Origin of the sequence: Paractinoplanes bogorensis (genome assembly GCF_018829635.1) — a bacterium.
GTDB lineage: Bacteria > Actinomycetota > Actinomycetes > Mycobacteriales > Micromonosporaceae > Actinoplanes > Actinoplanes bogorensis.
In genome coordinates this window covers 68,467-92,803 of sequence record NZ_JAHKKG010000018.1, presented here as the reverse complement: position 1 = coordinate 92,803, position 24,337 = coordinate 68,467, and the positions used below count along the sequence as shown (strand labels likewise).

General features: G+C 69.5%; 26 protein-coding genes. 7 read left to right on the top strand and 19 right to left on the bottom strand.

The genetic code is table 11. From position 1 onward, the window contains the following. Positions 1–4: 4 nt before the first annotated feature. The 5 genes from KOI35_RS42590 to KOI35_RS42570 are packed head-to-tail and all read right to left on the bottom strand — an operon-like array spanning position 5 to position 2,850. Positions 5–304 (bottom strand): hypothetical protein, encoded by a 300-nt coding sequence (locus tag KOI35_RS42590; RefSeq protein ID WP_215795435.1) that lies wholly within the window; start codon positions 302–304, stop codon positions 5–7. After that, positions 301–693, bottom strand: a complete 393-nt coding sequence (locus KOI35_RS42585) for a hypothetical protein (RefSeq protein WP_215795434.1) — start codon at positions 691–693, stop codon at positions 301–303. Before KOI35_RS42585 ends, KOI35_RS42590 begins: the two co-directional genes overlap by 4 nt. 13 nt (positions 694–706) lie before the next feature. Then, the gene (locus KOI35_RS42580; RefSeq protein WP_215795433.1) at positions 707–1,882 is read right to left on the bottom strand and encodes a hypothetical protein; all 1,176 of its coding nucleotides are present in this window, start codon (positions 1,880–1,882) and stop codon (positions 707–709) included. A 10-nt stretch (positions 1,883–1,892) separates the two neighbouring features. Beyond that, positions 1,893–2,039 (bottom strand): hypothetical protein, encoded by a 147-nt coding sequence (locus KOI35_RS42575; RefSeq protein WP_215795432.1) that lies wholly within the window; start codon positions 2,037–2,039, stop codon positions 1,893–1,895. Positions 2,040–2,049: 10 nt separating this feature from the next. Continuing rightward, entirely contained in the window at positions 2,050–2,850 is an 801-nt protein-coding gene (locus KOI35_RS42570; RefSeq protein ID WP_215795431.1) for a hypothetical protein, read from the bottom strand. Between the two features lie 167 nt (positions 2,851–3,017). Here KOI35_RS42570 and KOI35_RS42565 point away from each other — a divergent pair, with 167 nt between their 5' ends. After that, the gene (locus KOI35_RS42565) at positions 3,018–4,712 is read left to right on the top strand and encodes a M20/M25/M40 family metallo-hydrolase (protein WP_246614689.1); all 1,695 of its coding nucleotides are present in this window, start codon (positions 3,018–3,020) and stop codon (positions 4,710–4,712) included. An 18-nt stretch (positions 4,713–4,730) separates the two neighbouring features. Here KOI35_RS42565 and KOI35_RS42560 read toward each other — a convergent pair whose 3' ends face one another. Continuing rightward, positions 4,731–5,699 carry a DUF8742 domain-containing protein gene (locus tag KOI35_RS42560; protein WP_215795429.1) on the bottom strand — a complete coding sequence of 323 codons (969 nt, stop codon included), beginning with the start codon at positions 5,697–5,699 and terminating at the stop codon, positions 4,731–4,733. 192 nt (positions 5,700–5,891) lie between these two features. On the opposite strand from KOI35_RS42560, the gene KOI35_RS42555 reads away from it, so the two are divergent. Beyond that, positions 5,892–8,174: a putative bifunctional diguanylate cyclase/phosphodiesterase gene (locus tag KOI35_RS42555; protein WP_215795428.1), complete on the top strand. Its 2,283-nt coding sequence runs from the start codon at positions 5,892–5,894 to the stop codon at positions 8,172–8,174. Between the two features lie 5 nt (positions 8,175–8,179). Here the strand turns inward: KOI35_RS42555 and KOI35_RS42550 are convergent, their stop codons facing one another. Genes KOI35_RS42550 through KOI35_RS42505 form a run of 10 tightly spaced genes read right to left on the bottom strand, consistent with a single transcriptional unit; the run spans position 8,180 to position 17,254 of the window. After that, entirely contained in the window at positions 8,180–8,908 is a 729-nt protein-coding gene (locus KOI35_RS42550) for an SDR family NAD(P)-dependent oxidoreductase (RefSeq protein ID WP_215795427.1), read from the bottom strand. Next, positions 8,895–9,875 carry a Gfo/Idh/MocA family protein gene (locus KOI35_RS42545; protein ID WP_215795426.1) on the bottom strand — a complete coding sequence of 327 codons (981 nt, stop codon included), beginning with the start codon at positions 9,873–9,875 and terminating at the stop codon, positions 8,895–8,897. The genes KOI35_RS42550 and KOI35_RS42545 overlap by 14 nt, the downstream gene beginning before the upstream one ends. Further along, on the bottom strand, positions 9,872–10,756 hold the full coding sequence (locus KOI35_RS42540) for a sugar phosphate isomerase/epimerase family protein (protein ID WP_215795425.1): 885 nt from the start codon (positions 10,754–10,756) through the stop codon (positions 9,872–9,874). The genes KOI35_RS42545 and KOI35_RS42540 overlap by 4 nt, the downstream gene beginning before the upstream one ends. After that, positions 10,753–11,289, bottom strand: a complete 537-nt coding sequence (locus tag KOI35_RS42535) for a VOC family protein (RefSeq protein WP_215795424.1) — start codon at positions 11,287–11,289, stop codon at positions 10,753–10,755. The genes KOI35_RS42540 and KOI35_RS42535 overlap by 4 nt, the downstream gene beginning before the upstream one ends. Next, positions 11,286–12,269 (bottom strand): LacI family DNA-binding transcriptional regulator, encoded by a 984-nt coding sequence (locus tag KOI35_RS42530; protein ID WP_215795423.1) that lies wholly within the window; start codon positions 12,267–12,269, stop codon positions 11,286–11,288. Before KOI35_RS42530 ends, KOI35_RS42535 begins: the two co-directional genes overlap by 4 nt. Beyond that, positions 12,266–13,216: a Gfo/Idh/MocA family protein gene (locus KOI35_RS42525; protein ID WP_215795422.1), complete on the bottom strand. Its 951-nt coding sequence runs from the start codon at positions 13,214–13,216 to the stop codon at positions 12,266–12,268. The genes KOI35_RS42530 and KOI35_RS42525 overlap by 4 nt, the downstream gene beginning before the upstream one ends. Then, positions 13,213–14,130: a Gfo/Idh/MocA family protein gene (locus KOI35_RS42520; RefSeq protein WP_215795421.1), complete on the bottom strand. Its 918-nt coding sequence runs from the start codon at positions 14,128–14,130 to the stop codon at positions 13,213–13,215. Before KOI35_RS42520 ends, KOI35_RS42525 begins: the two co-directional genes overlap by 4 nt. Positions 14,131–14,174: 44 nt before the next feature. Further along, positions 14,175–15,014, bottom strand: a complete 840-nt coding sequence (locus KOI35_RS48660) for a carbohydrate ABC transporter permease (protein ID WP_215795420.1) — start codon at positions 15,012–15,014, stop codon at positions 14,175–14,177. Then, positions 15,011–15,934 carry a carbohydrate ABC transporter permease gene (locus tag KOI35_RS42510; protein ID WP_215795419.1) on the bottom strand — a complete coding sequence of 308 codons (924 nt, stop codon included), beginning with the start codon at positions 15,932–15,934 and terminating at the stop codon, positions 15,011–15,013. Before KOI35_RS42510 ends, KOI35_RS48660 begins: the two co-directional genes overlap by 4 nt. A gap of 60 nt (positions 15,935–15,994) precedes the next feature. Then, a complete protein-coding gene (locus tag KOI35_RS42505) occupies positions 15,995–17,254 on the bottom strand; it encodes an ABC transporter substrate-binding protein (RefSeq protein ID WP_215795418.1) in 1,260 nt (419 codons plus the stop codon). A 117-nt stretch (positions 17,255–17,371) separates the two neighbouring features. Here KOI35_RS42505 and KOI35_RS42500 point away from each other — a divergent pair, with 117 nt between their 5' ends. From KOI35_RS42500 to KOI35_RS42480, 5 genes are all read left to right on the top strand, one after another. Next, positions 17,372–17,992 carry a bifunctional 4-hydroxy-2-oxoglutarate aldolase/2-dehydro-3-deoxy-phosphogluconate aldolase gene (locus tag KOI35_RS42500; protein ID WP_215795417.1) on the top strand — a complete coding sequence of 207 codons (621 nt, stop codon included), beginning with the start codon at positions 17,372–17,374 and terminating at the stop codon, positions 17,990–17,992. Then, positions 17,989–18,543, top strand: a complete 555-nt coding sequence (locus KOI35_RS42495; RefSeq protein WP_215795416.1) for a P-loop nucleotide/nucleoside kinase family protein — start codon at positions 17,989–17,991, stop codon at positions 18,541–18,543. Before KOI35_RS42500 ends, KOI35_RS42495 begins: the two co-directional genes overlap by 4 nt. Before the next feature lie 86 nt (positions 18,544–18,629). After that, the gene (locus KOI35_RS42490; RefSeq protein ID WP_308121405.1) at positions 18,630–19,559 is read left to right on the top strand and encodes an SDR family oxidoreductase; all 930 of its coding nucleotides are present in this window, start codon (positions 18,630–18,632) and stop codon (positions 19,557–19,559) included. Positions 19,560–19,574: 15 nt separating this feature from the next. Then, positions 19,575–21,071: a GMC family oxidoreductase gene (locus KOI35_RS49195; RefSeq protein ID WP_215795415.1), complete on the top strand. Its 1,497-nt coding sequence runs from the start codon at positions 19,575–19,577 to the stop codon at positions 21,069–21,071. Between the two features lie 4 nt (positions 21,072–21,075). Next, entirely contained in the window at positions 21,076–21,909 is an 834-nt protein-coding gene (locus KOI35_RS42480) for a MerR family transcriptional regulator (RefSeq protein WP_215795414.1), read from the top strand. On the opposite strand, the gene KOI35_RS42475 is transcribed toward KOI35_RS42480, so the two are convergent. From KOI35_RS42475 to KOI35_RS42465, 3 genes are all read right to left on the bottom strand, one after another. Further along, positions 21,894–22,796 (bottom strand): hypothetical protein, encoded by a 903-nt coding sequence (locus KOI35_RS42475; protein ID WP_215795413.1) that lies wholly within the window; start codon positions 22,794–22,796, stop codon positions 21,894–21,896. The two genes, KOI35_RS42480 and KOI35_RS42475, sit on opposite strands and share 16 nt — an antisense overlap. 384 nt (positions 22,797–23,180) lie before the next feature. Continuing rightward, positions 23,181–23,705, bottom strand: coding sequence for a DUF6036 family nucleotidyltransferase (locus KOI35_RS42470; RefSeq protein ID WP_215795412.1), 525 nt, complete (start codon positions 23,703–23,705; stop codon positions 23,181–23,183). Then, positions 23,702–24,091, bottom strand: a complete 390-nt coding sequence (locus KOI35_RS42465; RefSeq protein WP_215795411.1) for a hypothetical protein — start codon at positions 24,089–24,091, stop codon at positions 23,702–23,704. The genes KOI35_RS42470 and KOI35_RS42465 overlap by 4 nt, the downstream gene beginning before the upstream one ends. Between the last annotated feature and the right edge of the window lie 246 nt (positions 24,092–24,337).

Sequence of the window (24,337 nt, the reverse complement as noted above, 5' to 3'; positions counted from 1 at the left end):
GCCGTCACCCGCCGGTCCGCCGCCGCAGGGCCATGTCGAGTTCGTCGAAGACCTGCCTGGTGACCGCCCCGACCTGCGCGGCGGTGAGCTCGCCGACCACCTCGACCTCCACCGGGAACGTCCACACCACCTGCTGCGACGGGCCACCCGGGCCGATCACCGCCTCGCTTCCGGCCGCGGGCACGATGTGCTCACCCTCGTGCACGAGGGCGATTCCGGTACGTTCGACGCGACCGCCGGCCTCGAAGGCGGGCACGATCAGCAGGCCCTCGTCCGCACCGGAATCGGCGTCGGAGTCGGTCACGACTCGACGCCCGGACGCAGCGACATGCAGTTGAAGCTGGCGCTGGGGGCACCGTCGATGACGACGTTGCTCGGGTTGGCCGAGGTGATGACGCAGCGGCCGAACTTGAGCGACTTGAACGCCCAGTCGGTGCCCTTCTTCTCGCTGACCGTGATCTCGAACTCGGTACCGTTGATCGCCAGCTCGGTCAGATCGGCGACCACGGCGGCGATGGCCTGCACGGTCATGGTGAAGGTGAAGGTCTGCGGCTGCCGCACATAGCCGACGTTGTCGTCGTCGATCGAGTGGATGACCGTGTGCGGCACGTTGAACGTCGGGGTGAACTGGGAGATCGGTGCCACGATCGTGTTGCCGAGGCGGATCTCCAGCCGGGTGTTCCAGTCAGGCATGTCTACCCGCTCCCTAGACGAAGTTGAGGGCCAGGGCTATGCGGTGGATCGCCCCGGCGTAGTCGACCGTCACCAGGATCTGGGCGATCCGGTCGGCCTGGGCGTTCTGGATGGCCTGGAGCTGCGCCGCGGTCAGGGCGGCCGGATCCGCGTCGAGCAGGTCCAGGATCGGGATGTCGATCGAGTAGCCGTCGATCACCTCGTCGCCGACCAGCGGATCGAGAACCGCTTCCAGCTGTACGGTCAACGCGCGCAGCCCCGAGCGACTGATCCGCAGGTTGCCGATCGCCCGGATCAGGCGGGCCTTCAGCTTGAACGAGATGTCGTCGACCGTGCGCCGCACATCGATGTACTTCGTGCCACCGCCCGGGTTGCCGGTGTAGCCCTCGCCCAGGAAGACTCCGCCCCCGGCGATCAGGACCGGGTCGACCAGCCAGTTGACGCCGTTGCCCTTCGGCGGGTTCCCGAAGTCCTCACTCTGGTTGATCTTGTCGATGTCGGTGGCGCTGAACGGCGCGCTGCTGATCGCGACCTGCTTCAGCAGCATCGAGATGTGCGGCGGATAGCCGGCGATCGTGCCCGCCACGGCGGCCGCCGCGTCGTCGTCGCTCTTGTGCGCGATGTAGACCATACGGTCGCTGACCAGTTTGCCCTTGCCGGTCACCACAGCCGGATCGGAGGCGCCTTTGACCAGCATCACCACGCCCATCCGCTCGCGGCCCTCGACACCGCGCTCGGACACCCGCACCACATGCTCGGCCAGCTTGCCGATCGCGGCCGTGTCCGCGCCCGTGTTGGTGTCGAGCGGCGTCGCGGCGAGCACCACGAACTGCACGTCCAGGTCCTCGGCCGTGGTCAGCGCGGCCGACGGGTCGGCCACGGCACCGGTCGACGTGCCGGCCGCCTTGATCGCGAAGACCTGGCCCGGGCCCGGCGACTGGCCGAACAGGGTGGACAGGGCCTGGGTCAGCGACGAGTTCGGCTTCGTCTTTCCCGGGTTCCCGGGCTGCGGGTCCGGGAGCGTGGCCGGGCCGAAGGTGGCGTTGGCCACCGACATGTCGGCTATCGCCACGGCGACCGCGTCGGTGCCCGACGGGGCGGTGCCGATCACGGCCACGTTGCCGGTCGCGCGCACGACCGGGGAGAACATCTCGACGTTCGATCTGACGTTGATGTACCGGACGGGCATGGTGCTCCCTTCAGTGGTACTTCTCCCGGAGCTTGCGCCGAAGTGCGACCTGCTGCGCGTACGACATGGGCGGCGGCTCTTGAACCTGTTCCTGCTTCTCCTCGGGTTCTTCCCCGGGCTCGGCCTCGACGGCCTTCTTCGGGCGTGGTGGTGTCATCGGCGTCTCCTCACGGCGCTGCTTTGACGGCCAGGACGTCCTGGTCGGAGAAGAACGCCGCCAGCTCTTCGTCCGGAATGCCGACGGTGTCCGGGAAGACCAGCACCGGCGCGAGGGCGGCATTCGTCTCATGGGGATACGCGATCGCCCGTTCGGCGAGGTCGGCCACCAGGCGGGCCTGCCGGAGCGCGCCGGTCAGGTCGGCGTCGTCGCGGGCCAGCACGGCCAGATCCAGCGTCCGGCTCACCTGGTTGGCCGGGTCGGCCGGATCGAACGCCGGCGGCGCGGCCAGCCGGATGTCGCCGAGCAGGTGCCGGTAGGAGCGTTTCAGCTCGTCGACCGTGGTGACGTGGTGCCGGGCCAGATAGCCGTCGAGGTCGAGGTAGCGGAACTTTCCGCGGAACTCCTCCAGGGTGTCGTACTCGCCGACGTCACCCAGCGCGATCGACTCGACGGCGGCGCTGTCCAGCTCCAGAACGACGGTCACGTGCAGGCGCACCGACAGGTCGATCCACTCCGGTGGGCCACCGCCGTCGCGCTCGTCGAGACGAACGTCGGTGTGCGCGTGGTCGGGCTGGGTGCGCACCCGGGTACCGATCATCCGGCGAGCGCGGAACAACGGCCGCTGGAAGACCAGGCCGGTCGCCTCGAGCTTGACTACGTCGTGGACGATCGCCGCGGGCAGGCTGTGCAGCAGCCCGAGCAGCTGGCGCACCCGGGCCAGGCGCACCGCACCGGCCGGGAAGAGCAGGTCTTCGACGCCCCCCGGCGCATGCAGCTTGCGCATGAGCGCGTCACCGAACGCTGACATGCCGGGACCATAGATCCGGAGCGTCAACGCAACGTCATCCGCGCGTCAGCGGTCGCTCAGCAATATAAGTGTTTCGATATCTTGTGCATGGTGGCGCGCACCTGTTCTCCTACGGCCAGCCGTCAATCGGCCTCGAACCTAGGAGCCCCCTCATGAGACTCAGAGCGATGACGGCTGTTCTCGTCGCGGCGACGGTGGCGCTCGGCGCCCTCCCAGCAGCAGCCTCGGCCGCCGCACCCTCTCCCCTGCTGGCCGCTCCGCCCGCCGTCAACGTCGCCAACGTCAACGCCCACCTGCAACAACTGCAGACGTTCGCGACCAGCAACGGCGGCAACCGGGCCACCGGCACGGCCGGGCACACCGCGACGACGACCTACCTCCAGCAGAAACTGCAGGCGGCCGGGTACACCGTCACCGTGCAGACCTGCACCACCTGCAGCGGCTCGGCCAAGAACATCATCGCCGACTGGCCGGGCGGCAACACCAGCAACACCTACATGTTCGGAGCCCACTCCGACGGCGTGGCGGCCGGGCCCGGCATCAACGACGACGGCTCCGGTACGGCGACACTGCTCGAAGCCGCACTGGTGCTCGCCGCGAACAACCCGACCATGACGAACCATGTCCGGTTCGGCTGGTGGGCCGGCGAGGAGCAGGGCCTGATCGGTTCCAAGTTCTACGTCAACTCGCTGACCACGGCCCAGCGGACCGCGATCAAGGCGTACGGCACCTTCGACATGATCGCCTCGACCAACGGTGGCTACTTCGTGACCGGCACCGACGCCGTGGCCGTCAAGCTGCGCGAATACTTCACCTCGATCAACGTACCCACCGAGACCTCGACCGAATGCTGCAGCGACGACGGCTCGTTCCGTAACGCGGGCATCCCGTCCTCGATCAACTCCACCGGCGCGAGCTTCACGAAGACCAGCGCCCAGGTGACCAAGTGGGGCGGAACCGCCGGCCAGCCGTACGACCCGTGCTACCACCGGGCCTGCGACTCGTACCCGTCGAACATCAACACCACCTCGCTGGGCCGCTGGGCCAACGCCGAGATGTACGCCGTCTGGACCCTCACCACGGGAACCACGACGGCCAACGACTTCTCGGTGTCGCTCAGCCCCGCCACGGCCGCGGTGAACCCCGGTTCCTCGGCCACGACCACCGTGAACACGGCCACCACGGCCGGCAGCGCGCAGACCGTCACGCTGACGAGTTCCGGCGCTCCCTCCGGCGTCTCGGTGAGCTTCAGCCCCGCGTCGGTCACGTCCGGCGGATCGTCCACCATGACCGTCGCGACCACCGCGGCCGCCCCGGCCGGCTCCTACACCATCACGGTGACCGGAACGGGTTCCGTGAGCCACAGCGCTTCGTACACGCTGACGGTCAACGGGACCGGCGCGTGCGGCAGCCCCGGACAGAAGCTCGGTAACCCCGGCTTCGAGACCGCGACGGCCCCGTGGACCGCCTCGACCGGAGTCATCGGCGCCAACACCGGCGAGGGCGCACCGCGTACCGGTACCCGCAACGCGTGGCTCAACGGCTACGGTTCGACCCGCACCGAGACCCTGTCCCAGTCGGTGACCCTGCCGGCCGGTTGCAGCGCCTACACGCTGTCCTTCTACCTGAAGATCAGCACGGCCGAGACGACCACCACCACCCAGTACGACAAACTGACCGTCCAGGTCGGCACCACCACGTTGCAGGTCTTCTCCAACCTCAACGCCAGTGCGTACACGCTGCGCTCGTACAACCTGGCCGCCTACGCCGGCCAGACCGTCACCCTCAAGTTCACCGGCGTCGAGGACTCCTCGTTGAAGACGTCCTTCGTCATCGACGACACCGCCCTCACCGTCAGCTGACCGGAGCCGGCACGGTACCTACCATCCCAGAGCATGCCAGCGATGCCGGCCGGAGAACCATGCACCGGTGTCCCGCGAGATGCGATAGGTACCGAGCCAGCCGAGCGGCTTGACGACCACATCAACGCGCCACGACGCGCCCACTGAGTTCTGCGTGAGCCCGGATGCGTACAAGGTCGAGTACCAGCCCGCGTACGCATCGGTCAGCAGGCATGCCCGACGCGTCTCATCGGCACCGATCGTCAAGCCGGTCGGCTCCCCAGCCAACTGCAGGTCACAGTGAAAATGAAAGGCGAGATGCATGGGATCGGTGCCGCCCGACCACAGATGATCCCAGTCCGGATCCTCCAGGCATCGTTGCGGCACGGCCTCGGAGCGGACCGGCGCGGCGTGCTCGTCGAAGAACCCGCGCAGATAGTCATCCGTGCTGGCCGCCGTGCTGGAGCCGATGAACGAGGGAAGGTACGGGCCCCACCAGCGGTCGACGACGGCGAGGACCGGACTGTCGGTCGGCGACCCCGCGTCCAGCCAGCGCCGCAGCCCGACCCGGACCGACCGCCAGCCCAGACCCATGACCAGCAGGTGGAGAAGGGGACGCCAGTAGGCGTGGCCTTGACTGGAGCCGCCCAGGGACGGGCCGCTCCGCGGGCTCCGCATAGCGGCCGGCAGCGGCGGTGCGACATGCTTCCCGCGAACATCGGCGACCGCGACCCAGGCCCGCCCGACATACGCCGCCCACCCGTCGTCGTTCCCGATCGCCATCGGCGAATAGCCGGTCGACAGCGGATCCGGGGGTTCCGCGGTGACCGGCGCCAGGCGCTCGAGGTGAGACCGGAGCAGCAGGTCCTCGCCCAGTTTGCCGTTGCCGTGCCGGTAGACGATCGAAGCGGCATCCCGGCCGTGCATGGTCACCGCCACGATGGTGACCACCGCGGCCGGGGCCAGCCCGGTGACCCGGGTCTGCGGCCTGAGCTCCGCGAAGTCCATCCCACCATTGCACCGTCCGCCCCGTTCCGACGCGGAGATTCGGCGAACCAGCAGCCGGGTCCCGCGTCGGCGTACTAGTGTCGCGCCCCAGCCATGCCCATTACGCCGTGGGGCCAGGGAGGCTCAGGTCCGTTGCGGGCCGGCCGATGGGTGGAACGGAGTGTTCCCTCTGGGCGCAGCGGATGAGTGGTGATGAGTCGACTCGATCAAGCGCGGGCCCCGGGGCTCGCTCCCGTGCTCATCGCCGTCCTCGCCCTGGCCGGGGCGGCGACCTGGCTCTTCGTACGGGATCCCGATGACCTGGCCCTCGGCAACCTCGGCGGCTCGGTCGTCCTGCTCGCCGCCGCCCTCTCGTGTTACCGCGCCGCCGGCCGGAACGCCCCGGCCGGGCCCAAACGGGGCTTCTGGCGGCTGTGGTCCGGCTCGGCCGCGGTCCTGTTCCTCAGCACCGTCGCCGCGACCGTCAGCGCGGCCGACGACGGCGTCAGCATGCCGCTGTACGAGGCGGTGCCGACGCTGCTCAGCCTCAATGTGGCGATGCTGGCCTTCCGGCACCTGCCGCTGCACCCGCGCAGCCGGGTCGACTGGATGCGCCTCGTGCTGGACGGCGCCGCGGTGGCCGTCTGCGGCAGCGTGTTCTTCAGCTACATCCTGCTGAACGGGCAGGGCGCCGGAGTGTCGGTGGGGACGCGAGTGGCGGCCGCCGTCGTGGGTGTCGGCTGCCTGCTGGCCCTCGTGGTATTCGGACGGGCCGCGGTCAACCCCGAGGGCCCGGTCGACACCGGGGCGTTGGCGATCCTCGCGCTGACCCCGGTCATCGGCCTGGCCGCGGTGCTTGTCTTCCTTCAGGGCACGGCTCTGGGCATGCTGCTGTTGTCGGTGCTCGGCTACCCGCTGGTGGGGCTGACGATGTGCGCCGCGGCGTACCGGCAGTCGCTGGCCGACTCGGGTGCGGTCCGCCGCGGGCGCCGGGGGCGGGCGTCCCTGGCCGACCCGCTGCAGCATGTCGCCGTGTCGGTGGTCGCCACCCTGGTGATCCTGGTGTCGGCCCGCGAGATGGAGGCCCGCGGCCGCGCGGTGATCATCGGTGCCGTGCTGATCGCGACCATCCTGGTGGTGCGACAGCTTCTTACCGTACGGGAACACGCGGCGGCCCTGTCCACGATCCGCCGCCAGCAGGCCGACCTGCAGGAGCTGGCCCTCAGCGACGCGCTCACCGGACTACCCAGCCGTACCGCGTTCGCCGTCGCCCTGACCGAACGCCTGGACGCGGCCAGCCCGGCCACCGCCCTGATCATCGACATCGACGACTTCAAGAAGATCAACGACACGCTCGGCCCGGCCGCCGCCGATCAGCTGCTGTGCCAGGTCGCCCAGCGTCTCCGGCAGACGAGTGACCCGGCCGAACTCGTCGCCCGGCTGGGCGGGGACGAGTTCGCCGTCCTGCTGCCCTCGACCGATCCGGCGGTCACCGAGCAGGCCGCGATCCGCGCCCAGGCCGCCCTCGGCGAGCCGGTCCAGTCCGGCGAGCTGCAGCTGATGCTGCACGGCAGCGTCGGCATCGCGTCGGCCGGCCCCGGCGACTCCGCCGACGAGGTGCTGCGCAACGGCGACATCGCCATGTACGCCGCCAAGGATTCCGGCAAGGCCACCTGGGTCCGGTACGAGCCCCGGATGCGCCAGGACATGACCGAACACGCCCGCATCGCCGGCGAACTGCGTCACGCCATCGACCACGGCCAGCTCAGGCTGGTCCACCAGCCCATCTTCGACCTGCACACCGGGCGGATCCACGGCGCCGAGGCCCTGGCCCGGTGGCAGCACCCGGACCGGGGTCTCGTCTCCCCGGCCTGTTTCATCCCGATCGCGGAACGTTCCGGCCTGATCGTCCCGATCGGCGCCTGGGTCCTGCGCGAGGCCTGCACGACCCTCGCGCGCTGGCGCCGTGAGCATCCGGGCACGGCGATCCAAGCCATCAACGTCAACGTCGCCGTGCGGCAGCTCCGCGAGGCGGGCTTCGCCGACCTCGTCGCGGACACCCTCGAACAGACCGGTCTCGGCCCGGAGAACTTGATCCTCGAGATCACCGAGTCCGCCGTGGTCGACGGCCCGCACGTTCAGGAGGCCCTGGTCCGTCTGCACCGGATGGGCATCCGGCTGGCGCTGGACGACTTCGGCACCGGGCAGTCGTCGCTGAGCCTGCTGCGCGCGTTCCCGGTCGACATCATCAAACTCGACAAGTCCTTCGTCGACGGCACCGACCGCGGCCGCCACGCGATCGCCGCCGCCGTCTCCCAGCTCGCCGGCAACCTGGGACTCAAGGCCGTCGCCGAGGGCATCGAGGCCGAAGATCAACTGGACCGGCTGCGGGAGATGAACTTTCACTACGGCCAGGGTTATCTGCTCGCGCGGCCGATGTCAGCCGACGAGTGCGGCGCCCTGATGGCCAAGCCGGCCCAGGCCCTGAGCGCCTGAACAGGTCAGGTTCCGATGCCCAGGTGCGCGCCGCCGGCCACGTCCAGCGAGACGCCGGTGATGTAGCGGTTGGCCGGATCGGTGAGGAAGAGAACGGCCCGGGTGACCTCGTCCGGCTCGGCGAACCGCCGCATGGGCAGCTGCAGGGCGCGGGCACGGCGCGCGTCGTCGGCGGCGCCCGAGTCGGCCGCCTTCTGTGACCACATGGCGGTGTTGACCGGGCCCGGCGAGACCGCATTGACCGAGATGCCGTGCGGACCGAGCAGACCGGCCATCGAGAACATGATGTGCAGGACGGCGAGCTTGCTGGCGTTGTACGGCAGGTAGTCGGCGCGGGCCTCCTTGGCCGCAACCGACGAGAACAGCAGGATCGAGCCGCGGGTGCCGAGGTCGCGCATGACGGTGGCCACCTCGCGCACCATCGTGAACGTGCCGGTCGCGTTGATCCGCATGATCTGCTCGAACTCGGCCGTGCTCGTGGCGAACGGGTCCGGAGTCTTACCGAGCACCCCGGCCGCATGCACCAGCACGTCGATGCGCCCGTGGCGGCGTACGGTCTCGGCCACCACCTCGCGGCACCGCTCTTCGTCGGTGACGTCCAGCTCGAGGTCCGAACCGGCCAGGTCGGCGCCGACCACGGTGTGGCCGGCCTGGCGGTAGGCGGCGACGACCTCCTGCCCGATGCCGCCGGCGGCGCCGGTGACCAGGACGATCATGGGTTCATCGTTGGGCATGGCTGGTCCATTCCCGGCCCGGCTGCTCCTGCGTGGGCAGTCCGGCCGTCTCCAAGATCAAATCAAGAAGTTCCTGCGTACGAAGGGCCTCGCGCCCCGAGGTCAGCGGCTGTTCCCGGTCGGCGACGCGGTCGAGGAAGTGCCCGACCGCCTGCGCGAACCCGAGCGTCTGAGTAGCAGTGGACCAGCCGTACGCCTCGGCGCTCATGGTGCGCACAGTGGTGACGCCCCCGGCGGTGATGGCCACCGAGTCCGGCGCCTCGATGCGGGCGGTCGTCATTTTCCCGTACGCCTCCAAGCGTTCCGACCACGCGCCGGCGTTACGGGCGGCGACCAGAATCCCGGTGCTCCCGGTCGAGAAGGTGATGTGCGCGGAGAGTCCGTCCTCCTGCCACGGGTCGTCCCCGTAGGCCGTGGCGGCCACTCGCACCGGCTCGCCGCCGCAGTACCAGCGCAGCAGGTCGATCATGTGGATGGCGTTCTCGAAGGTGGCGCGGTATTCCGAGCCGGCCCGGTTCTTCTGCGCCACGCACAGGTCGACGCCGGACGCACCGAACGCCAGCCGCCCGGCCTCGTAGCTCGGCGCGAACCGCCGGTTGAACCCGACCATCAGGATCCGCCCGGTCTCGTCGGCCAGATCGGCGAGCTTGCGGGCATCGTCGACGGTCGAGGCGAGCGGCTTCTCGCAGAACACGTCGATCCCGGCGCGCAGCCCCGCCTCGACGGCCGACGCGTGTTCGCCGCGGGGGGTGAGCACGAACAGGGCGTCGAGTCCACCGGCGTCGAGCGCTTCCGGCACCGTACGGAAAACGCGGTTGAATCCCCATCGGCGCTGGAGCGGGCCGGGATCGTCGCGGCGGGACACCAGCGCGGCCAGCTCGACGTCCGGGCGTTGCACGAGCGTGGGCAGCTGCGCGATGGTGGCGATGTTGCCGGCGCCGACCACTCCGACGCGCAGCCGGCTCACGCGAGCCGCCCGAGGATCGCCCGCACCGCTTCGGCCCCGCGACGGAAGCCCTCGGCCGGATCGGGCAGGTCCTGCGGGTGCCAGCGGTACTCGTACTCGAGCGACAGGATGCCGTCGTAGCCGAGCTCCTGGAGGCAGCCCAGGATCGCCTGCCACGGAAGGATTCCGTCGCCGACCACCCGCGAACGTACGGCGCGTTCCTCGGCCTCGACGCGCGCGGTGCCGGCCGCGTGGAACGGCTGGTTTGCGTCGGTGAAGACCAGGTCCTTCACGTGTACGTGCGAGATCAGGTCGCCCTGCACGGCCAGTGCCGGCTCGTAGCCCTCGTCGTGGGTGAAGGTCAGGTTCGCCTGGTCGTAGAGGACGCGGACGTGCGGCGAGCCGACCTCGCGGACGAGTTTGGCCGTCGCCACCGCGCTCTGCGTCATCGTGCCGAAGTGGTTCTCCACGCACAGATGCACGCCGGTGCCGTCGGCGTACGCGCCGAGCTCCTGCAGCGAGCGGGTCAGCGCGGCCCAGTGCGCGGCCTCGTCCGGGCGGCCGGGCTGCCAGCGTCCGGCGTAGACCCGGATGCGCCCGGCGCCGAGCTCACCGGCCACGTCGACCGCGTGCTTGAGCTCGTCGACGGCCCGCGAACGGACGGTCTCGCCGGGGTCGTTGATGTCCATGGTGTACGGCGTGAGCGCGACGATGTCGACGCCCTCACCCGTGGCCGCGGCGGCCGCATCGGCGACGGCCCGCGGGTCGCCGGGCGCGATGCCGGACCGGTATCCGTCCTGCAGGATGACCTCGGCCGCGTCCAGACCGGCGCCCCGGAACAGCCGCAGGGCCTCGGGAACCGTCTGGTCCGGCGTCCCCAGAGTGTGGCCGGCGATTCTCATGTGGTGGTGCCTTTCGATTCGGGCGGGGGCGGACCGACGAGGTCCGGGGGTGTGACCACGCGGGACCGGTCGACGATCTCGATCAGCAGTCCCCAGGGCGCGGTCAGATAGGTCCAGCGGGTGCCGGCGAGTCGTGGGCTGTCCGGGCCGACTTCCTTGCGGTGGCCCAGGACCCGTACGCCGGGAACGTCACGCAGCCGGGTGATCGCGTCGTCGACATCGTCCACAACGAAGCACAGGTGGTGCCCGCCGGCGTCGCAGTGCCGGGGGAACTCCGTGCGCCGGCCGGTGCCGGACCACTGGAACAGCTCGATGTTGAGGTTCGGCGGCATCCGCATCATGGCCAGCTCGAGCGAGGCGTCGGCGGGCACGTCGAAGTGCAACGGCATGAACTCGGCGTCCGGCCCGCGACGCGACCGGTAGAGCTCCTCGGCCCCGAACACGTCCCGGAAGAACGCGGTCGCCTCGTCGAGGTCGGGGACGGTGAACGCACAGTGGTCGACGTACTTCACGCCGGACAGCACGGGGCTCATCCGGGCACCCGCGCGGTCGATCCGCGTACGGTCATCGATGGTTCCAGCACGACGTGTCCCACCTCGCCGTTGTCCACGAGGTTGCGGGCCAGAGCGATCGCGACCCGGCCCATCTCGTTGATCGGCTGCTGCACCGTCGTGAGCCCGGGGTTGTAGCGCTCTCCGAGGGCAAGACCGTCAAACCCCACGACCGAGACATCTCCCGGTACGCCGACACCACGGCTCCCGAGTTCCGCGATCACGCCGAACGCCACCATGTCGTTGCCGGCCACGATGGCGGTGGGCCGTTCGGCCAGCGCCAGGAACTCCTCGGCGGCCCGCTTGCCGGTGCCGGGCTGGGTGCCCTCCCCGAGCAGGAGAGGCTGTTCGGCCAGCGCGAGGTAGGCGGCGCGGCGCTCGGCCGCGGTGTACGTGCCGCTGATGCCGGACACGTACGCGATCGACCGGTGCCCGAGCCCGCGCAGGTGCTCGAACGCCAGCTCGATGCCCCGCGCGTTGTCCATGGTGACGGTCGGGACCCCGCTGCCGTCGGCGAACTTGTCCACCACCACGACCCGCTTGCCGAGCGGGAACCGGTGCAGCGCCTCGGGGTCTATCCGGGTCGACGGCGCGATGATGCCGAACGGCGCGTACAGATTCTGCATCGACTCCAGATATGCGCCCGTACGCTCGTCGGCGCCATCGGTCACGCACAGCACCAGCCGGTAGCCGTGCTCCTCGGCGGCGGCCGTCATGGTGCTGGCCAGCTCGCCGAAGAACGGGTTGGTGATGTCCGGGACGATCAGCGGCACGAGGTTGGAGCTCTTGCGCCGCAACGCCGCCGCGAGCGGGTTGATCTCGTAGCCGAGCGACTCGGCCACCCGCAGGATGTGCTCGCGGGTCTCCTCGCGCACCACCTCGGGCCGGGACAGCGCGCGGGAGACGGTCGACTTGTGGACCCCGGCCACCCGCGCGACCTCGTCGATGCTGGGTTGCGTCATGGCTGCTCTCCGTACGCCCGCCAGATGATGGTCATGGCATCGTAGAGGTCGTCGAGCGTGGCCATCGACGCGAACCGATCGCCGAGCGTCTCCGCCACCCGCCGGACGAACGGGCCGTACATGGTGTCGCTGTCCACGTCGAGCATCGCCTGCTCGGTCTCCCCGGCGGTGCTGGTAAAGGTGGCCGAGCCGTCGGAGTTGACCGCCGCGAAGCCGTCCCGCCCGACCGAGGTGAACGAGCAGTACCGCTTGGCCGGCGCGTCCGGGAAGGCGTAACCGACCTCGATCACCGCCTCGTGACCGCCCGGCGTGGTCAGCAGCAGCGTGGCGTGGTCCTCGACCTTGCCCTCGTGCAGCGTCGACAGCAGCGAGGAGCGCACCTCGGCGGTCCGCTCGCCGGCCGCGGTCAGGAACAGGTCGACGAAGTGCGGCCCGAGGTTGGCCAGACAGCCACCGCCGGCCCGGGCCTGGTCGAGCATCCACGGGCTGCCGTTGCGGAGGTAGCGCTCCGGCGGTCCGGCGATGAAGCTGGTCCGCTGATAGACCGGCGCGCCGGCCTTGCGCAGCCACCGGTCGACGGCGGCATCGCGCTGGACCAGCGGCACGGTGACCGGCACACCCGCTGCGCGGGCGGCTTCCCGTACGCGTTCCAGCTCGTCCAAAGAGGTGCCCAGTGGCTTCTCGACCACGAACGGGATGCCGCGCTCGATCAACTCGAGGCAGCGCCCGGCCATCCGGTCGTGCGGCCCGAAGACGTACGCGAGCTCGATGTCCGGAAGTTTCAGCAGTTCGTCGTCGCTGAGCTGGGGCACACCCGGGAACAGTCCGGTGACGTCCGCCTCGGGTTCGCTGACACCGACGACGTCGTGCACCTCGGTCATCGCCTCGACGTAGAGCGGGACGTGCCAGTGGGCCGCGCCGAACACGATCGTCCTGGCCTTGTTCATGCCGACGTCTCCAGTTCCCCGTTGATCGCGGCCGCCAACTCGGTCGGCCGCAGTGCCGCTTCGACGTCCACCGAGGGACGCCCGCCCGCGGCGAACTTCAGCGCGGTGCGGGCCTGCCGGACGAACAGGTCCTCCTCCGGCAGCGTGCGCACCTCGCGGTCGCCGTCGCGGTCCCACGCCTCGATGGTCCAGTTGTGCCAGTACCGCCGGCCCTGCCGTGCGATCAGGTCGACCGACAGGTCCCAGTCGCCGTCGTTGAGGCCCTCGGCGTTGTCCCACGGCGACCAGTACGCCTCGAGACGGACCAGCGGACCGTCGCCGATGCGGTAGGCGGCGTGCACCATCTCCGGCACCGACGACCCGTACAGGCCGGAACTGGATCGCACGTCCAGCACCGAGGGCTCACCGGGAATCAGCGCGCCGACGATCTCGAGCGCGTGCACCGCGTTCACCACCACGACGCCGCCCTCGCGCGGATCGGCCCGCCAGGAGCCGACCTCGGTCTTGCGGGCGACCGTACGGATCGACGCCGCCTCGACATCCACCGTGGAGACCCAGTCGCGCAGGATCTCGAACGCCGGGTGCTCGCGGAGCATGTAGCCGATCATCAGCCGGTCGGCCGCGCCCGGCACCGACGCGAGCTCCCGCGCCTGCACCGGGTCGGCCGCCACCGGCTTCTCGCACAGCACCCGGAAGCCGCGGCCCAGCAGGCCGGCGCAGACTGCGGGCTGGGCCCGGGTCGGCAGCGCGACGACCACCAGGTCGACGCCGGCCGGGTCGAGCTCGTCGATCGTGGTGGACGAGATGGCGGGGTCGACGACCGCCACGATCTCGGCGCCCACCTCGGCGAAGGCGTTGAGCTGGCGACTGCCGGCCCAGCCGGCGGCACCGACCACCGCCACCCGCGCGGTCATCCCTTCACCCCTGAGGTCGCTCATCCCTTCACCCCTGAGGTCGGTCATCCCTTCACCCCGCCCGAGGTCATGCCGGCGACGAACCAGCGCTGGAAGATCGCGAAGGCGGCCAGCACCGGTGCGAACCCGACCACGACGAACGCGGCGAACAGGCCCCAGAAGTTGCCGTAGCCGGTGGTGATGTAGCGGACGATGCCGTTCTGCACCGTCTTCATGTCCTCCGACGTCGACAGCACGGTCGCGACGAGGAAGTCGTTCCACACGAACACGAAGACGAACACGGCCACCGCCGCGATGCCGGGGCGGATCAGCGGCAGCACGACCTTCATGACGATCTGCCGCCGGCCGCACCCGTCGAGCGCGGCCGCCTCCTCCAGCTCGAGCGGGATGCCCTCGAAGAAGCTGCGCAGGAAAAGGATCACCTGCCCGGAGATCATCGCGGTGTACACGACGATCAGCAGCGGATACGTGTTGATCAGCGAGGTGCCGACGAGCATCGCGTACAGGGCGATGAAGACCACGATGCCGGGCACCATGGCCAGCACGATCACCAGTGTCATGACGGTCTCGGTGATCCGGCTGCGGAACCGGGTCGCCGCGTAGGCGGCGGGCACGCAGATCAGCAGCGCCAGCGCGATCGAGCCGATCGCCAGGATCAGCGAGTTGGAGAAGAACCGCAGGTTGGTCGTCGTGTAGATGCCCGAATACTGGGCCGACGAGAACGGGTCGGGGATCCAGCGCGGCGGGAAGGCGACCGTGTCGGCGTCGCGCTTGAGCGAGGTCGAGAGGATCCAGGCCACCGGCGGCAGCACGAGCACCGCGAGGATCAGCGTGGTCAGCCAGACCGGGAGGGCCCGGACGGCGGTCATGGCCCGGCTTGTCACAGCGTCTCCCTGCGTCGGAATCGCACGGCTACCAGCGTCAGCACCACGTTGATGACGAACAGCAGCAGCGCGGAGGCGGCGGCGCCGGACATGTCGTACCCGACGAACATCTGGTTGTAGGTGCGCATCGCCAGCGTCTCGGTCCCGCCGAGCGGGCCGCCCCGCGTGGTGACCAGGATGATCGTCACCATCTGCACGTAGAGCATCAGCAGCACCACCGCGACCGAGACCACGGTGTTGCGAATGAACGGCAGCGTCACGTTGCGGAACGTCTGCCAGGCGTTGCCGCCGTCGACCTGCATGCTCTCCTTGAGCTCGACCGGCACAGTCTGCAGGGCCCCGAGGAACAAGAGCATCGCTTGCGGGTACGACCACCAGGCGGTGATCAGAGTGATGGCGAGGAACGCGGGTCCCGGGCTCGAGAACACATCGGTGGAGCCCAGTCCGAGGCGGTTCGTCAGGTCGGTGGCCGGCCCGAAGTTCGGGTTGAGGAACCACAGCCAGATCGTGCCCGCGGTGGCCTGCGACATCAGCCACGGCAGCAGGAACAGGCTGCGGACGGTGCGCTTGAGCCGGCGGACGCGGTTGAGCGCGATCGCCGACAGCAGCCCGAGCGGCAGCGCGATGACCAGGGCCCCGCCGGCGAAGCCGAGCGTGATGAGCACCTGCGACAGCAGCCGGTCGTCGGCGAACATCGCGGAGATCGTGCTCAGGCCGTTGAACGCGCCGATCTCGTAGTACTTGGTGTCGTGGGTGGCCGTCCAGATCGTGAACAGCAGCGGCACGACGAACACGAGCGTCGACACGACGCAGACCGGCAGCAGGTACGCCCACACGTGGCGCCGCTCGCGGGGCGGGCGCACCTCGGGCACCCGGCCGCCGGGCCGCGCCGGTGGCGCTTCGACGGTGGTGGCGGACATTCGCCTTCTCCTTGTCCCGGGTGCCGCACCGGAGTCACCGGTGCGGCACCACCATTCGGATCAGCTGGTTGCGGCGGCTTTCGCGGTCTGGACCATCTGGTCGGCCGTGGCGCCCTTGAGGTAGAGCTGCTGGCCGGCCGAGGAGAGGCCACCGGCGACCTTCAGCCAGTTCTGCGGGTACGCGTGCGGCTCGCTGTCCTTCTCCACGTACTCGCGGATGGCCAGCACGGCCTTGGCCGCGTCGGTCTTGAAGAACGGGTCGTCGTACGTGGCGGCCCGCGCCGGAACCTCACCGCCGGACGCCATCCGGGTCTGCGCGACCGGACCGGTCATGTAGTTGATGAACTTCCAGGCGGCGTCGGCGTTCTTGGAGCTCGAGCCGACGCCGAGCGTCCAGCCGAAGGTGGCGGAGGTGTTGCTGCCGTTCTTCGCGGCCGGCAGCGGCGCCCAGTCCACATCCGGGTTGACCTTCTGCACCGACTGGATGCGGTGGGTGCCGATGACGGCCATCGCGACCCGGCCGTTGGACAGGCCGTCGGTGACGGTCGAGTACTGGTCGGCGACGACGCTCTTGGACAGCCCGCCGGCCGCCTTGAGGTCGGCGAAGAACTGCGCGTACTCCTGGGCGCCGGGCGACGCGAAGGCGGCCGCCGGGTCCTCGACCGGGACCTTGAGCTCGCTCATGAAGCAGTCGAACAGCTCGGCCATGATCGCCGAGTTGTCGGCCTCGGAGAAGCCGGTGCCGAAGCCGATCGAGCCGTTCTTGGCGACCTTGCCGGCCACCTGCACGACCTCGTCCCACGTCTTCGGGGCCGAGTTCGCGCCCGCCGCGGCCAGCAGCTTCTTGTTGTAGACGAGCGAGCAGGTGCGGTACTCGTACGGGACCGCGACCTGCTTGCCGTCACCGTCGACCAGCTGGTCGATCGGCCGCAGCCAGTCGGTGACCTCCTTGTACGCGTCCGGCAGCGGCTGGTAGACCTTCGCGTCGACCAACTGCGGCACGTTCGGCGTGTACATCTTCACGATGTCCGGACCCTGACCGGCGGCCGACGCCTGGGGCAGCCGGCTCAGCATGTCGCCGTACGACACGACCTCCAGCTTGACCGCGATGTCCGGGTTGTCGACCTGGAAGGCGTCGATGTTCTCCTTGAGCGCCTTGGACCGCGCGTTGTCCTGGGACGGGTCGATGAAGTCCCAGTAGGTCAGCGTGACCTTGCCGCCGGCGCCGGCCGTGTCGTCGGTGGGCCCGGCACACGCACCGGCCGCAGCCACCGTCAGCACTGCCGTCACCGCCGCGAACACGCTTCGTAGTCTTCTCATCTGCCCTCCAGGGCGACGCCAAGCTCGGAAAAAACTCAATGCAATCGGTTGCTGCAATCGGTTGTATGATCGAAACACCCGTGAAACAAGATGTCAACCACCCCGGAGGAAGCCCGAATGAAGCCGGCCAAGCTGGTCACGCTGAACGCCATCACCGACACGAAGGTGGTGCTCATCGTCCGTCTGCCCACCGCCGAGCAGTCGTACGACGTCGCCCGCCGCGCGATCGAGGGCGGCGTCCGAGCCGTCGAGATCACGCTGACCACCCCCGGCGCGATGGGCGTCGTCGAGCGCCTCGCCACCGAGCACCCGGAGATCCACATCGGAGCCGGCACGGTGCTCGACGCTCACGCGGCGTACACGTCGATCAGCGCCGGCGCCCGGTTCCTGGTCAGCCCGCAGGTGAACACCGAGATGATCCGGCTGGCGAACCGCTACCAGGTGCCCACGGTGGTCGGGGCGATGACACCGACCGAGATCGTGACCGCCGCCGAGGCCGGAGCCGACCTGGTCAAGGTGTTCCCCACCGAGGCGATGGGCCGCGCCGCGGTCAAGTCGGTGCTGGCCCCGCTGGCCCACATCCCGCTGGTTCCCGCCGGCGGCGCCACCCCCGACAACGTGCACGAGTGGCTGGCCGCCGGCGTGGCCGCCATCGGCGTAGGCAGCTACATCACCAAGGCCGACGACGTAGCAGCCAACGCCCGCCACTTCCTCGACGTGATCGCGCGGGCGTCGTGAGCCCGCGCGCCTTCGTCGTGGTCGGGCCGGCCGGCTCCGGCAAGAGCACGCTGGCCGCCGAGCTGGCCGCCCGCCTGCGGGCCGGCCACCTGGACAAGGACACCATGTTCGCGGCCTTCGTCGAGGCCATGCTGACCGCCGCCGGCGAGGACCCGCACGGCCGCGAGGCCAGCGGTTTCTATCGCACGCAGGTCATGCCGCTGGAGTACCAGAGCCTGTTCCGCTGCGCGGCCGACTGCCTGCGCGCCGGCACCGACGTCGTCATCGACGCGCCTTTCGCCGGCCTGCTCGACCAGCCCCGCTACCTGGCCACCAGACGGGCCGAGGCCGGCTGGCCACCCGAAGCCGAGGTGATCCTGGCCCGGGTCATCGTGCCGCCGGACGTGGTGCGGGCGCGGTTGACCGCGCGGGGCCTAGACCGAGACCAAGCCAAACTCGCCGACTGGGACAACTTCTGGTCCACCCACGGCGATCCCCGCTGCACCTGGGAGGGCCTGACCGCCACAGTCGACGCCGCCACGCTGCTACAGCCTTCGCCGGATGGTCGTTGACCCTGCCCCTAGGGCAGGCGTTTCAATGTGTCCCGCCATAGCGGACGAGACCGCACGGTCACGCCGACACTGCGAGGGAGACATCAGTGGCATTGACCAACGTCGAGGTCCCGGCCGGTGACCTGACCGGTCGACGAGTCCTGGTCACCGGGGCCAACAGTGGCATCGGCCGGGAGCTCGCGGGACGGTTCGCCGCCGCCGGAGCCGAGGTGATCATGGCGGTACGTGATCTGGAGAAGGGACGAGCGGCGGCACAGCAGATCGAACGGTCGACGCCCGGTGCCACTCTGCGGTTGCTCCTGCTCGATCTGGCTTCGCTGACCAGTGTGGCCGGCCTGGCCGAGACCCTGATCGGTGAGGGCGCGCCCCTGGACATTCTGGTCAACAACGCCGGCGTCATGGCGCTGCCGGAGCGGCAGGTGACCGCCGAGGGCCACGAGATGCAGGTCGGCAGCAACTATCTCGGCCACTTCGCCCTCACCGCGCACCTGCTGCCGTTGCTTCGGGCCGCCGACGGGTCGCGAGTCGTGTCGATGAGCTCGGTCGGCCGGCGTCTTGCGCGTACGGACCTGGACGACCTTCAAGGTGTTGACTATCAGCCGCACCGGCAGTATCTGCGCTCCAAGCTGGCCCTGCTGCTGTTCGCGCGTGAGTTGGACCGGCGGAGCCGGGCCGGCGGCTGGGGCGTCGGCAGCATCGCCGCCCACCCTGGCTTCACCATCAGCAATCTGCAGGTGACGGGTCCCGGGCCGCACGACCCGCAGATGCGCTTCGCCCGACTGACCTATCGCTGGAAGTTCATGTGGCAGCAGCCCGGCGCCGGCGCGCTGCCGGCCCTCTACGCGGCGACCAGCCCCGATGCGCGGAGCGGCGCGTTCTACGGGCCGGCCGGGACGGGCGAGATGACCCGCGGGGTGAAACCGGCCAAAGTGCCGCCCCCAGCGCTCGACCAGGACTCCGCCCGCCGGCTGTGGGCGCTCTCGGAAGACCTGACCGACGTTCGATTCCCGGCCTGACCATAGGAGCGGCTTGTGCCGTACGACAGCTCCATCGTGGACTACATCATCGTCGGCAGCGGCGCCGCGGGCTCGGTGCTGGCCCACCGGTTGAGCCAGACGCCCGACTGCAGCGTGCTGGTGCTGGAAGCGGGCGGCGCCGACCACGACGAGAGCCTACGAGTGCCCGCCGATTTCCTGGCCGTGGGCAGCGATCCGCGGTACACCAAGCAGTTCGCCACCGAACCGTTCGGCGACGGCCAGGTCGAGCAGTGGAGTGTGGGCCGGATCACCGGCGGCTCGACGACGGTGAACGGCATGATCTGGAACCGCGGCGGGGCCGGCGACTACGACGCCTGGGCGGCGGCCGGCTGGGGCTGGGCGCGGTTCCTCGAGGCGTTCCGCATGATCGAAGGGTCGTCCGGCGACGGTCGCCAGCGGATCGGACTGGCCGGGCGCGATCCGGCCAGCGACCTCTGGCTGGACACCCTGGCGAGGCGGGAGATCACGCCCGTACGGGATCTGAATGGTTCTGGAGGTGAGCGGGCCGCCTACGCACCCCTCACGATCGCGGACGGTCACCGGGTGAGCGCGGCCGATGCGTACCTGCACGATGCGGTGAAGCGCCCCAACGTTCAGCTCCGGCTGCGGTGCGACGTCCGGCTCGTCGTCTTCGACGGCACGACCGCGACCGGCGTGGAGGCGGTCACCCCCGACGGCGAGGTCCGCTTCTCGGCCCGTCGCGAGGTCATCATCTGCGCCGGCACGCTGGGCAGCCCGCTCCTGCTCGAACGCAGCGGCGTCGGCGACCCGCAGGTGCTCCAGGCGGCGGGGGTGCCGGTGGTCGCCGAGAACCGGGCCGTCGGCGGCAACCTCCGGCAGCACCGCGGCATCAGCCTCATCACCAAGTTGAGCAATCTCCCCGCCGCCGGGGCCCCGTTCGGCACCACCACTGTCGTATCGGTGCTGAAGTCGGACCCGGGCGCGGCCGGCCCCGACACGGAGGTGATCTTCCATCCCTTCGGCGGGCCGGACGCGGACGGCGGGATCGCGGGCGCGGCGGTGGGCTATTACCCCCGCACCCCGACCAGTACCGGGTCGATCCACATCACCGGCCCCGGACTCGACGACGTACCCCGGCTCGTGCCGAACTACCTGTCGACCGACCAGGACCGCCAGGTCCTCGTCGCCGGGTTCGCCCGGGTCCGGGCGATCATGGCGACCGACCCGATCGCGTCGGTGATGACCGACGCGGCGCCCGTCCCGGCGGCCGGCGACGAGGCGGCCATCGTGCGGCACTCGCTCGAGCACGGTTTCGTGGCCAACCACCAGATCGGAACCTGCGCCCTCGGCCCGGCCGGCGTGGTCACCGACGACCTTCGCGTACGCGGAACCGACGGCCTGCGCGTCGCCGACGCGTCCGTGATGCCGACCCTGCCATCGGGCAACACGGCCGCGCCGAGCATGGCAATCGGCTGGATCGCGGGCGACCTGGTGAGTAAGGCGTGCATGGAGCGTGCCCCGTACGCTTGAGCGCATGCCGATCGACAGCGCGCACAAGAGCGGCTGGAGCACGCAGGAGCTGGCCGACCTCGCGGGCACCACGGTGAAGACGGTCCGGCACTATCACAGCATCGGTCTGCTCACCGAACCGGAGCGGGCAGCCAACGGGTACAAGCGTTACGCGACCACCCACCTGGTCCGGCTGCTCCGCATCCGCCGCCTGGTCGACCTCGGCCTGCCGCTGTCCGAGATCGCCGGCCTGGAGGCGTCGGACACGGGACTCGAGCAGACGTTCCGGGCCCTCGACGCCCGATTCGAGGAGAGCATCGCCCGCCAGCAACGGATCCGGGCCGAACTGGCCGCGATCCTGGGGCGGAGCACACTGGTCGACCTGCCGCCCGGCTTCGACCGGACGGTCGGCGAACGCTCCGAGGCCATCCGGATGTTCCTGCTGCTCAGCGACCGGCTTCTCGATCCCCCGATGGTCGAGACCTTCCGCACGATGATGGAGCACCCGGACAGCGCGACCGCGGTGGACTTCGACGCTCTGACCGAGGACGCGAGCGACGAGACCCGGCAGGACCTGGCCGAGCGGTGCGTCACCGAGATCGTTCTCAACCGGCCGAGCCACGCACATCTGCGGGAACTCGCGGACCGGGCCACGACCGGCCCCGACCGGGCCAACTGGCAGATCATCATCCAGGCGCTCATGGAGCTGAACACCCCCGTGCAGAACGACGTCCTGAGGCGCATGCACACGCTCCTCCGGAGCCACGGCATCATGCGACCGGAACCGCGCTCCGGGTGCCTCGGCGAGCCGCGGAAATCGGCGCCCTCAAGGCACGGTCAAGGTCAGCTACCCGGTTGACGGGTTGCGGCGCCCGGATCGGTGCTCTGCTCGAGGGCCGTCCACCACTCCTCCAGCTCATCGACCCGGCTCTGGAGTGCGGCGTTCGCCGCCCGGGCCGTCGCCAGCTCTTCGGTCAGCGCACCGATCGGCCCGGAGGCGGTCAGAGCATCGAGCCACCCCGCGACCAGCCGATCCTCAGCGGCGACCCGGCGAAGCGCGGAGGCGACCACATCCGGCGACAACTCAGCCACGAACTCCCTCGGGAGCGTGAGCAGGCGAGCGACCTCGCCGAGGTTCCGCGCGGCGCTCATCTGGCGCCGAAGGCGCTCGGCGGACGGTACCGCCGGCTCGGCCGGTGTCGCAGCCGCCGCGATCGGCTTGGCGGGCTTCGCCACAGGCGCGGGCTTAGGTGCCGGCTCCGGTTCAGGCTCCGGCTCCGGCTCGACCTCCGACGGGAGTTCGGGAAGATCGTCCCCCACCCAGGCGTAGGCCAGAGTGTCGCCCTTCTGCCGCCGGGCGACATTCGGCCACTTGGGCAGAACCGCCAGCGCGCGGGGCCCGTGCCGGGCCCAGATCTCGTTCCGGAGACCGAGCTCGGCCAGACGCTCCCGGATCTCCCGCACCTTCAGCGGAACCGACGACTCGGCCAACAGGTGCAGAACCACCGCGAGGGGCTCTTGAGCGAAGACACCGTGGAACAGCCGGGAGTCGGACAGAGCGAGGAAGCGCAGCGACCCCCGCGTCGCGACGTGAACGCCGACACCCCGCGGGACAAGCTCTTCCTCACCGGTGTCATCCCACTTGACCTGATAGTTCGCCCCATCATCGGCCAAGATCGACCCGGCACGGGCACGGCGTACGCCGAACGAATCGGACACCCGGACAAGCCCCTGATCTGCACTCACGGATGCGACTGTAATGCTTATCGTCGCGGCCGGGGCGCCGGCCGGAGCCAGCCCCTCCTGGCAGGCCCACCGGCCGTGTGCGCCCAGCTGAACAGCAGGAGGGCCGAAGGACAGGATGTATAAACTGTCTCGGCCCTTCTGGATGGTCGGGCTGACAGGATTTGAACCTGCGACCCCTTGACCCCCAGTCGCATTACAATTCAGTTAAGCAGTGTCGACACGTGCTTTTATGTACGCAGATTCGGACAGAACGACACCGCCGTGCCGCCCACTTCCAGCCAGTTCCGGAGAAGTTGATCATTGCTGTGGCCATGGATGTGACCACGGCCAATCAAGTGCGGCGTCTGTCATACAAGCTGGTAGCACTGCACGCGCTTCCCATAATCAGGAGGCGAACAGATCTTCAAGCATGGCTCGCGACCTGGGTGGGAGCTCTTCATCAGGGAAGAATTGGACACATATATCGAGCGCCGCCTCAAGCGTCGTTATACCGATGATCGACGCAAGTGCGCGAAGGTCGTCCTCGTCGCGGCCTCGGGCTGCGAATGCTTTCATTGCAAATACGTGCTCGGGCGATGCTGCCATCACTCGAATTCCGGGGTGGTCGAAGACCTCACGCTTTCCGGCGTCATTCTGCGTCGAGACGTAGGCGCTGGCCTGCTCGTTGAGCCACCAAGGCGGCAAGCCCATCGCCTCCGCCACGTTGCGGGCCTCCTCCAGGACAACGCCATGCGGAACGAACGTAGCGTCCACATCTCTCGTCACGCGGTTGGCGTCGTAAGCCAGCGCCATCGCGGCGCCGCCCACGATGAAAAGATCTGCCACGACGCCGCGGCGGAACAGACGATCACCCAGCGCTGCGAACGCGCGCTCGAGTTCGGCTCGACCGAGAAGTCCGTCGTCAGTCATGCAGCGTCCAGATCATGTACGGACAAGTAGACGCCATGCTTCCGGAAAGCGGCGGGCGCCCAGACGAGCGCCTCCATCCGCTTCGACGGCAACGAGGAAGGAAACCACGGCGTCGCCAGCACCCGAGACCTGACCCAATCAGGTGGCGATTGGTCGAGCTGCGCGGCGAGGTGTTCCGCGAGCGCGCCGAGCAGTACATCCCACCGCGCGTCGCCCGTCATAGGTGGCTCCTGAAGCAGTAGGTCAGCCCGCTTGTCGGCCGGCTCCCACCGATATTCCTCGAGAAATTCCCATACATGTTTCCACCGGATCTTCGCGTCAGGCTGACGAGACAGGTGGCCGGCCAGGTCAACCAACGTCATGGGTTGATACGCCATGATCGACAATTCTCCTCCCGCTTCGCCCTCAGCTTGATCGTACGAGCTACGCCATCCGGAGACGATCAACCTGCCCGACTGGTCGATCAGTTCCAGGCGTCGAATCCTGGTCGGCCGACTGCAGTCTCACCCGGTAGGGCGACCGCCGGCGTTGATCAACAATGATCGTCAGTACCATCCGCGCCATGGCCCAAGCCGACACGAAGCTGGCAGAAGAGCTCGAAACCGACGCCGGCAGGTACCCCCGATGAGCGC

Bases quoted from the DNA above. Each gene is read 5' to 3' on its own strand.
- KOI35_RS42585 (WP_215795434.1), bottom strand. From the start codon at position 693: ATGCCTGACTGGAACACCCGGCTGGAGATCCGCCTCGGCAACACGATC.
- KOI35_RS42580 (WP_215795433.1), bottom strand. From the start codon at position 1,882: ATGCCCGTCCGGTACATCAACGTCAGATCGAACGTCGAGATGTTCTCC.
- KOI35_RS42575 (WP_215795432.1), bottom strand. From the start codon at position 2,039: ATGACACCACCACGCCCGAAGAAGGCCGTCGAGGCCGAGCCCGGGGAA.
- KOI35_RS42570 (WP_215795431.1), bottom strand. From the start codon at position 2,850: ATGTCAGCGTTCGGTGACGCGCTCATGCGCAAGCTGCATGCGCCGGGG.
- KOI35_RS42565 (WP_246614689.1), top strand. From the start codon at position 3,018: ATGACGGCTGTTCTCGTCGCGGCGACGGTGGCGCTCGGCGCCCTCCCA.
- KOI35_RS42560 (WP_215795429.1), bottom strand. From the start codon at position 5,699: ATGGACTTCGCGGAGCTCAGGCCGCAGACCCGGGTCACCGGGCTGGCC.
- KOI35_RS42555 (WP_215795428.1), top strand. From the start codon at position 5,892: ATGAGTCGACTCGATCAAGCGCGGGCCCCGGGGCTCGCTCCCGTGCTC.
- KOI35_RS42550 (WP_215795427.1), bottom strand. From the start codon at position 8,908: ATGCCCAACGATGAACCCATGATCGTCCTGGTCACCGGCGCCGCCGGC.
- KOI35_RS42540 (WP_215795425.1), bottom strand. From the start codon at position 10,756: ATGAGAATCGCCGGCCACACTCTGGGGACGCCGGACCAGACGGTTCCC.
- KOI35_RS42535 (WP_215795424.1), bottom strand. From the start codon at position 11,289: ATGAGCCCCGTGCTGTCCGGCGTGAAGTACGTCGACCACTGTGCGTTC.
- KOI35_RS42530 (WP_215795423.1), bottom strand. From the start codon at position 12,269: ATGACGCAACCCAGCATCGACGAGGTCGCGCGGGTGGCCGGGGTCCAC.
- KOI35_RS42525 (WP_215795422.1), bottom strand. From the start codon at position 13,216: ATGAACAAGGCCAGGACGATCGTGTTCGGCGCGGCCCACTGGCACGTC.
- KOI35_RS42520 (WP_215795421.1), bottom strand. From the start codon at position 14,130: ATGACCGCGCGGGTGGCGGTGGTCGGTGCCGCCGGCTGGGCCGGCAGT.
- KOI35_RS42510 (WP_215795419.1), bottom strand. From the start codon at position 15,934: ATGTCCGCCACCACCGTCGAAGCGCCACCGGCGCGGCCCGGCGGCCGG.
- KOI35_RS42505 (WP_215795418.1), bottom strand. From the start codon at position 17,254: ATGAGAAGACTACGAAGCGTGTTCGCGGCGGTGACGGCAGTGCTGACG.
- KOI35_RS42500 (WP_215795417.1), top strand. From the start codon at position 17,372: ATGAAGCCGGCCAAGCTGGTCACGCTGAACGCCATCACCGACACGAAG.
- KOI35_RS42480 (WP_215795414.1), top strand. From the start codon at position 21,076: ATGCCGATCGACAGCGCGCACAAGAGCGGCTGGAGCACGCAGGAGCTG.
- KOI35_RS42470 (WP_215795412.1), bottom strand. From the start codon at position 23,705: ATGACTGACGACGGACTTCTCGGTCGAGCCGAACTCGAGCGCGCGTTC.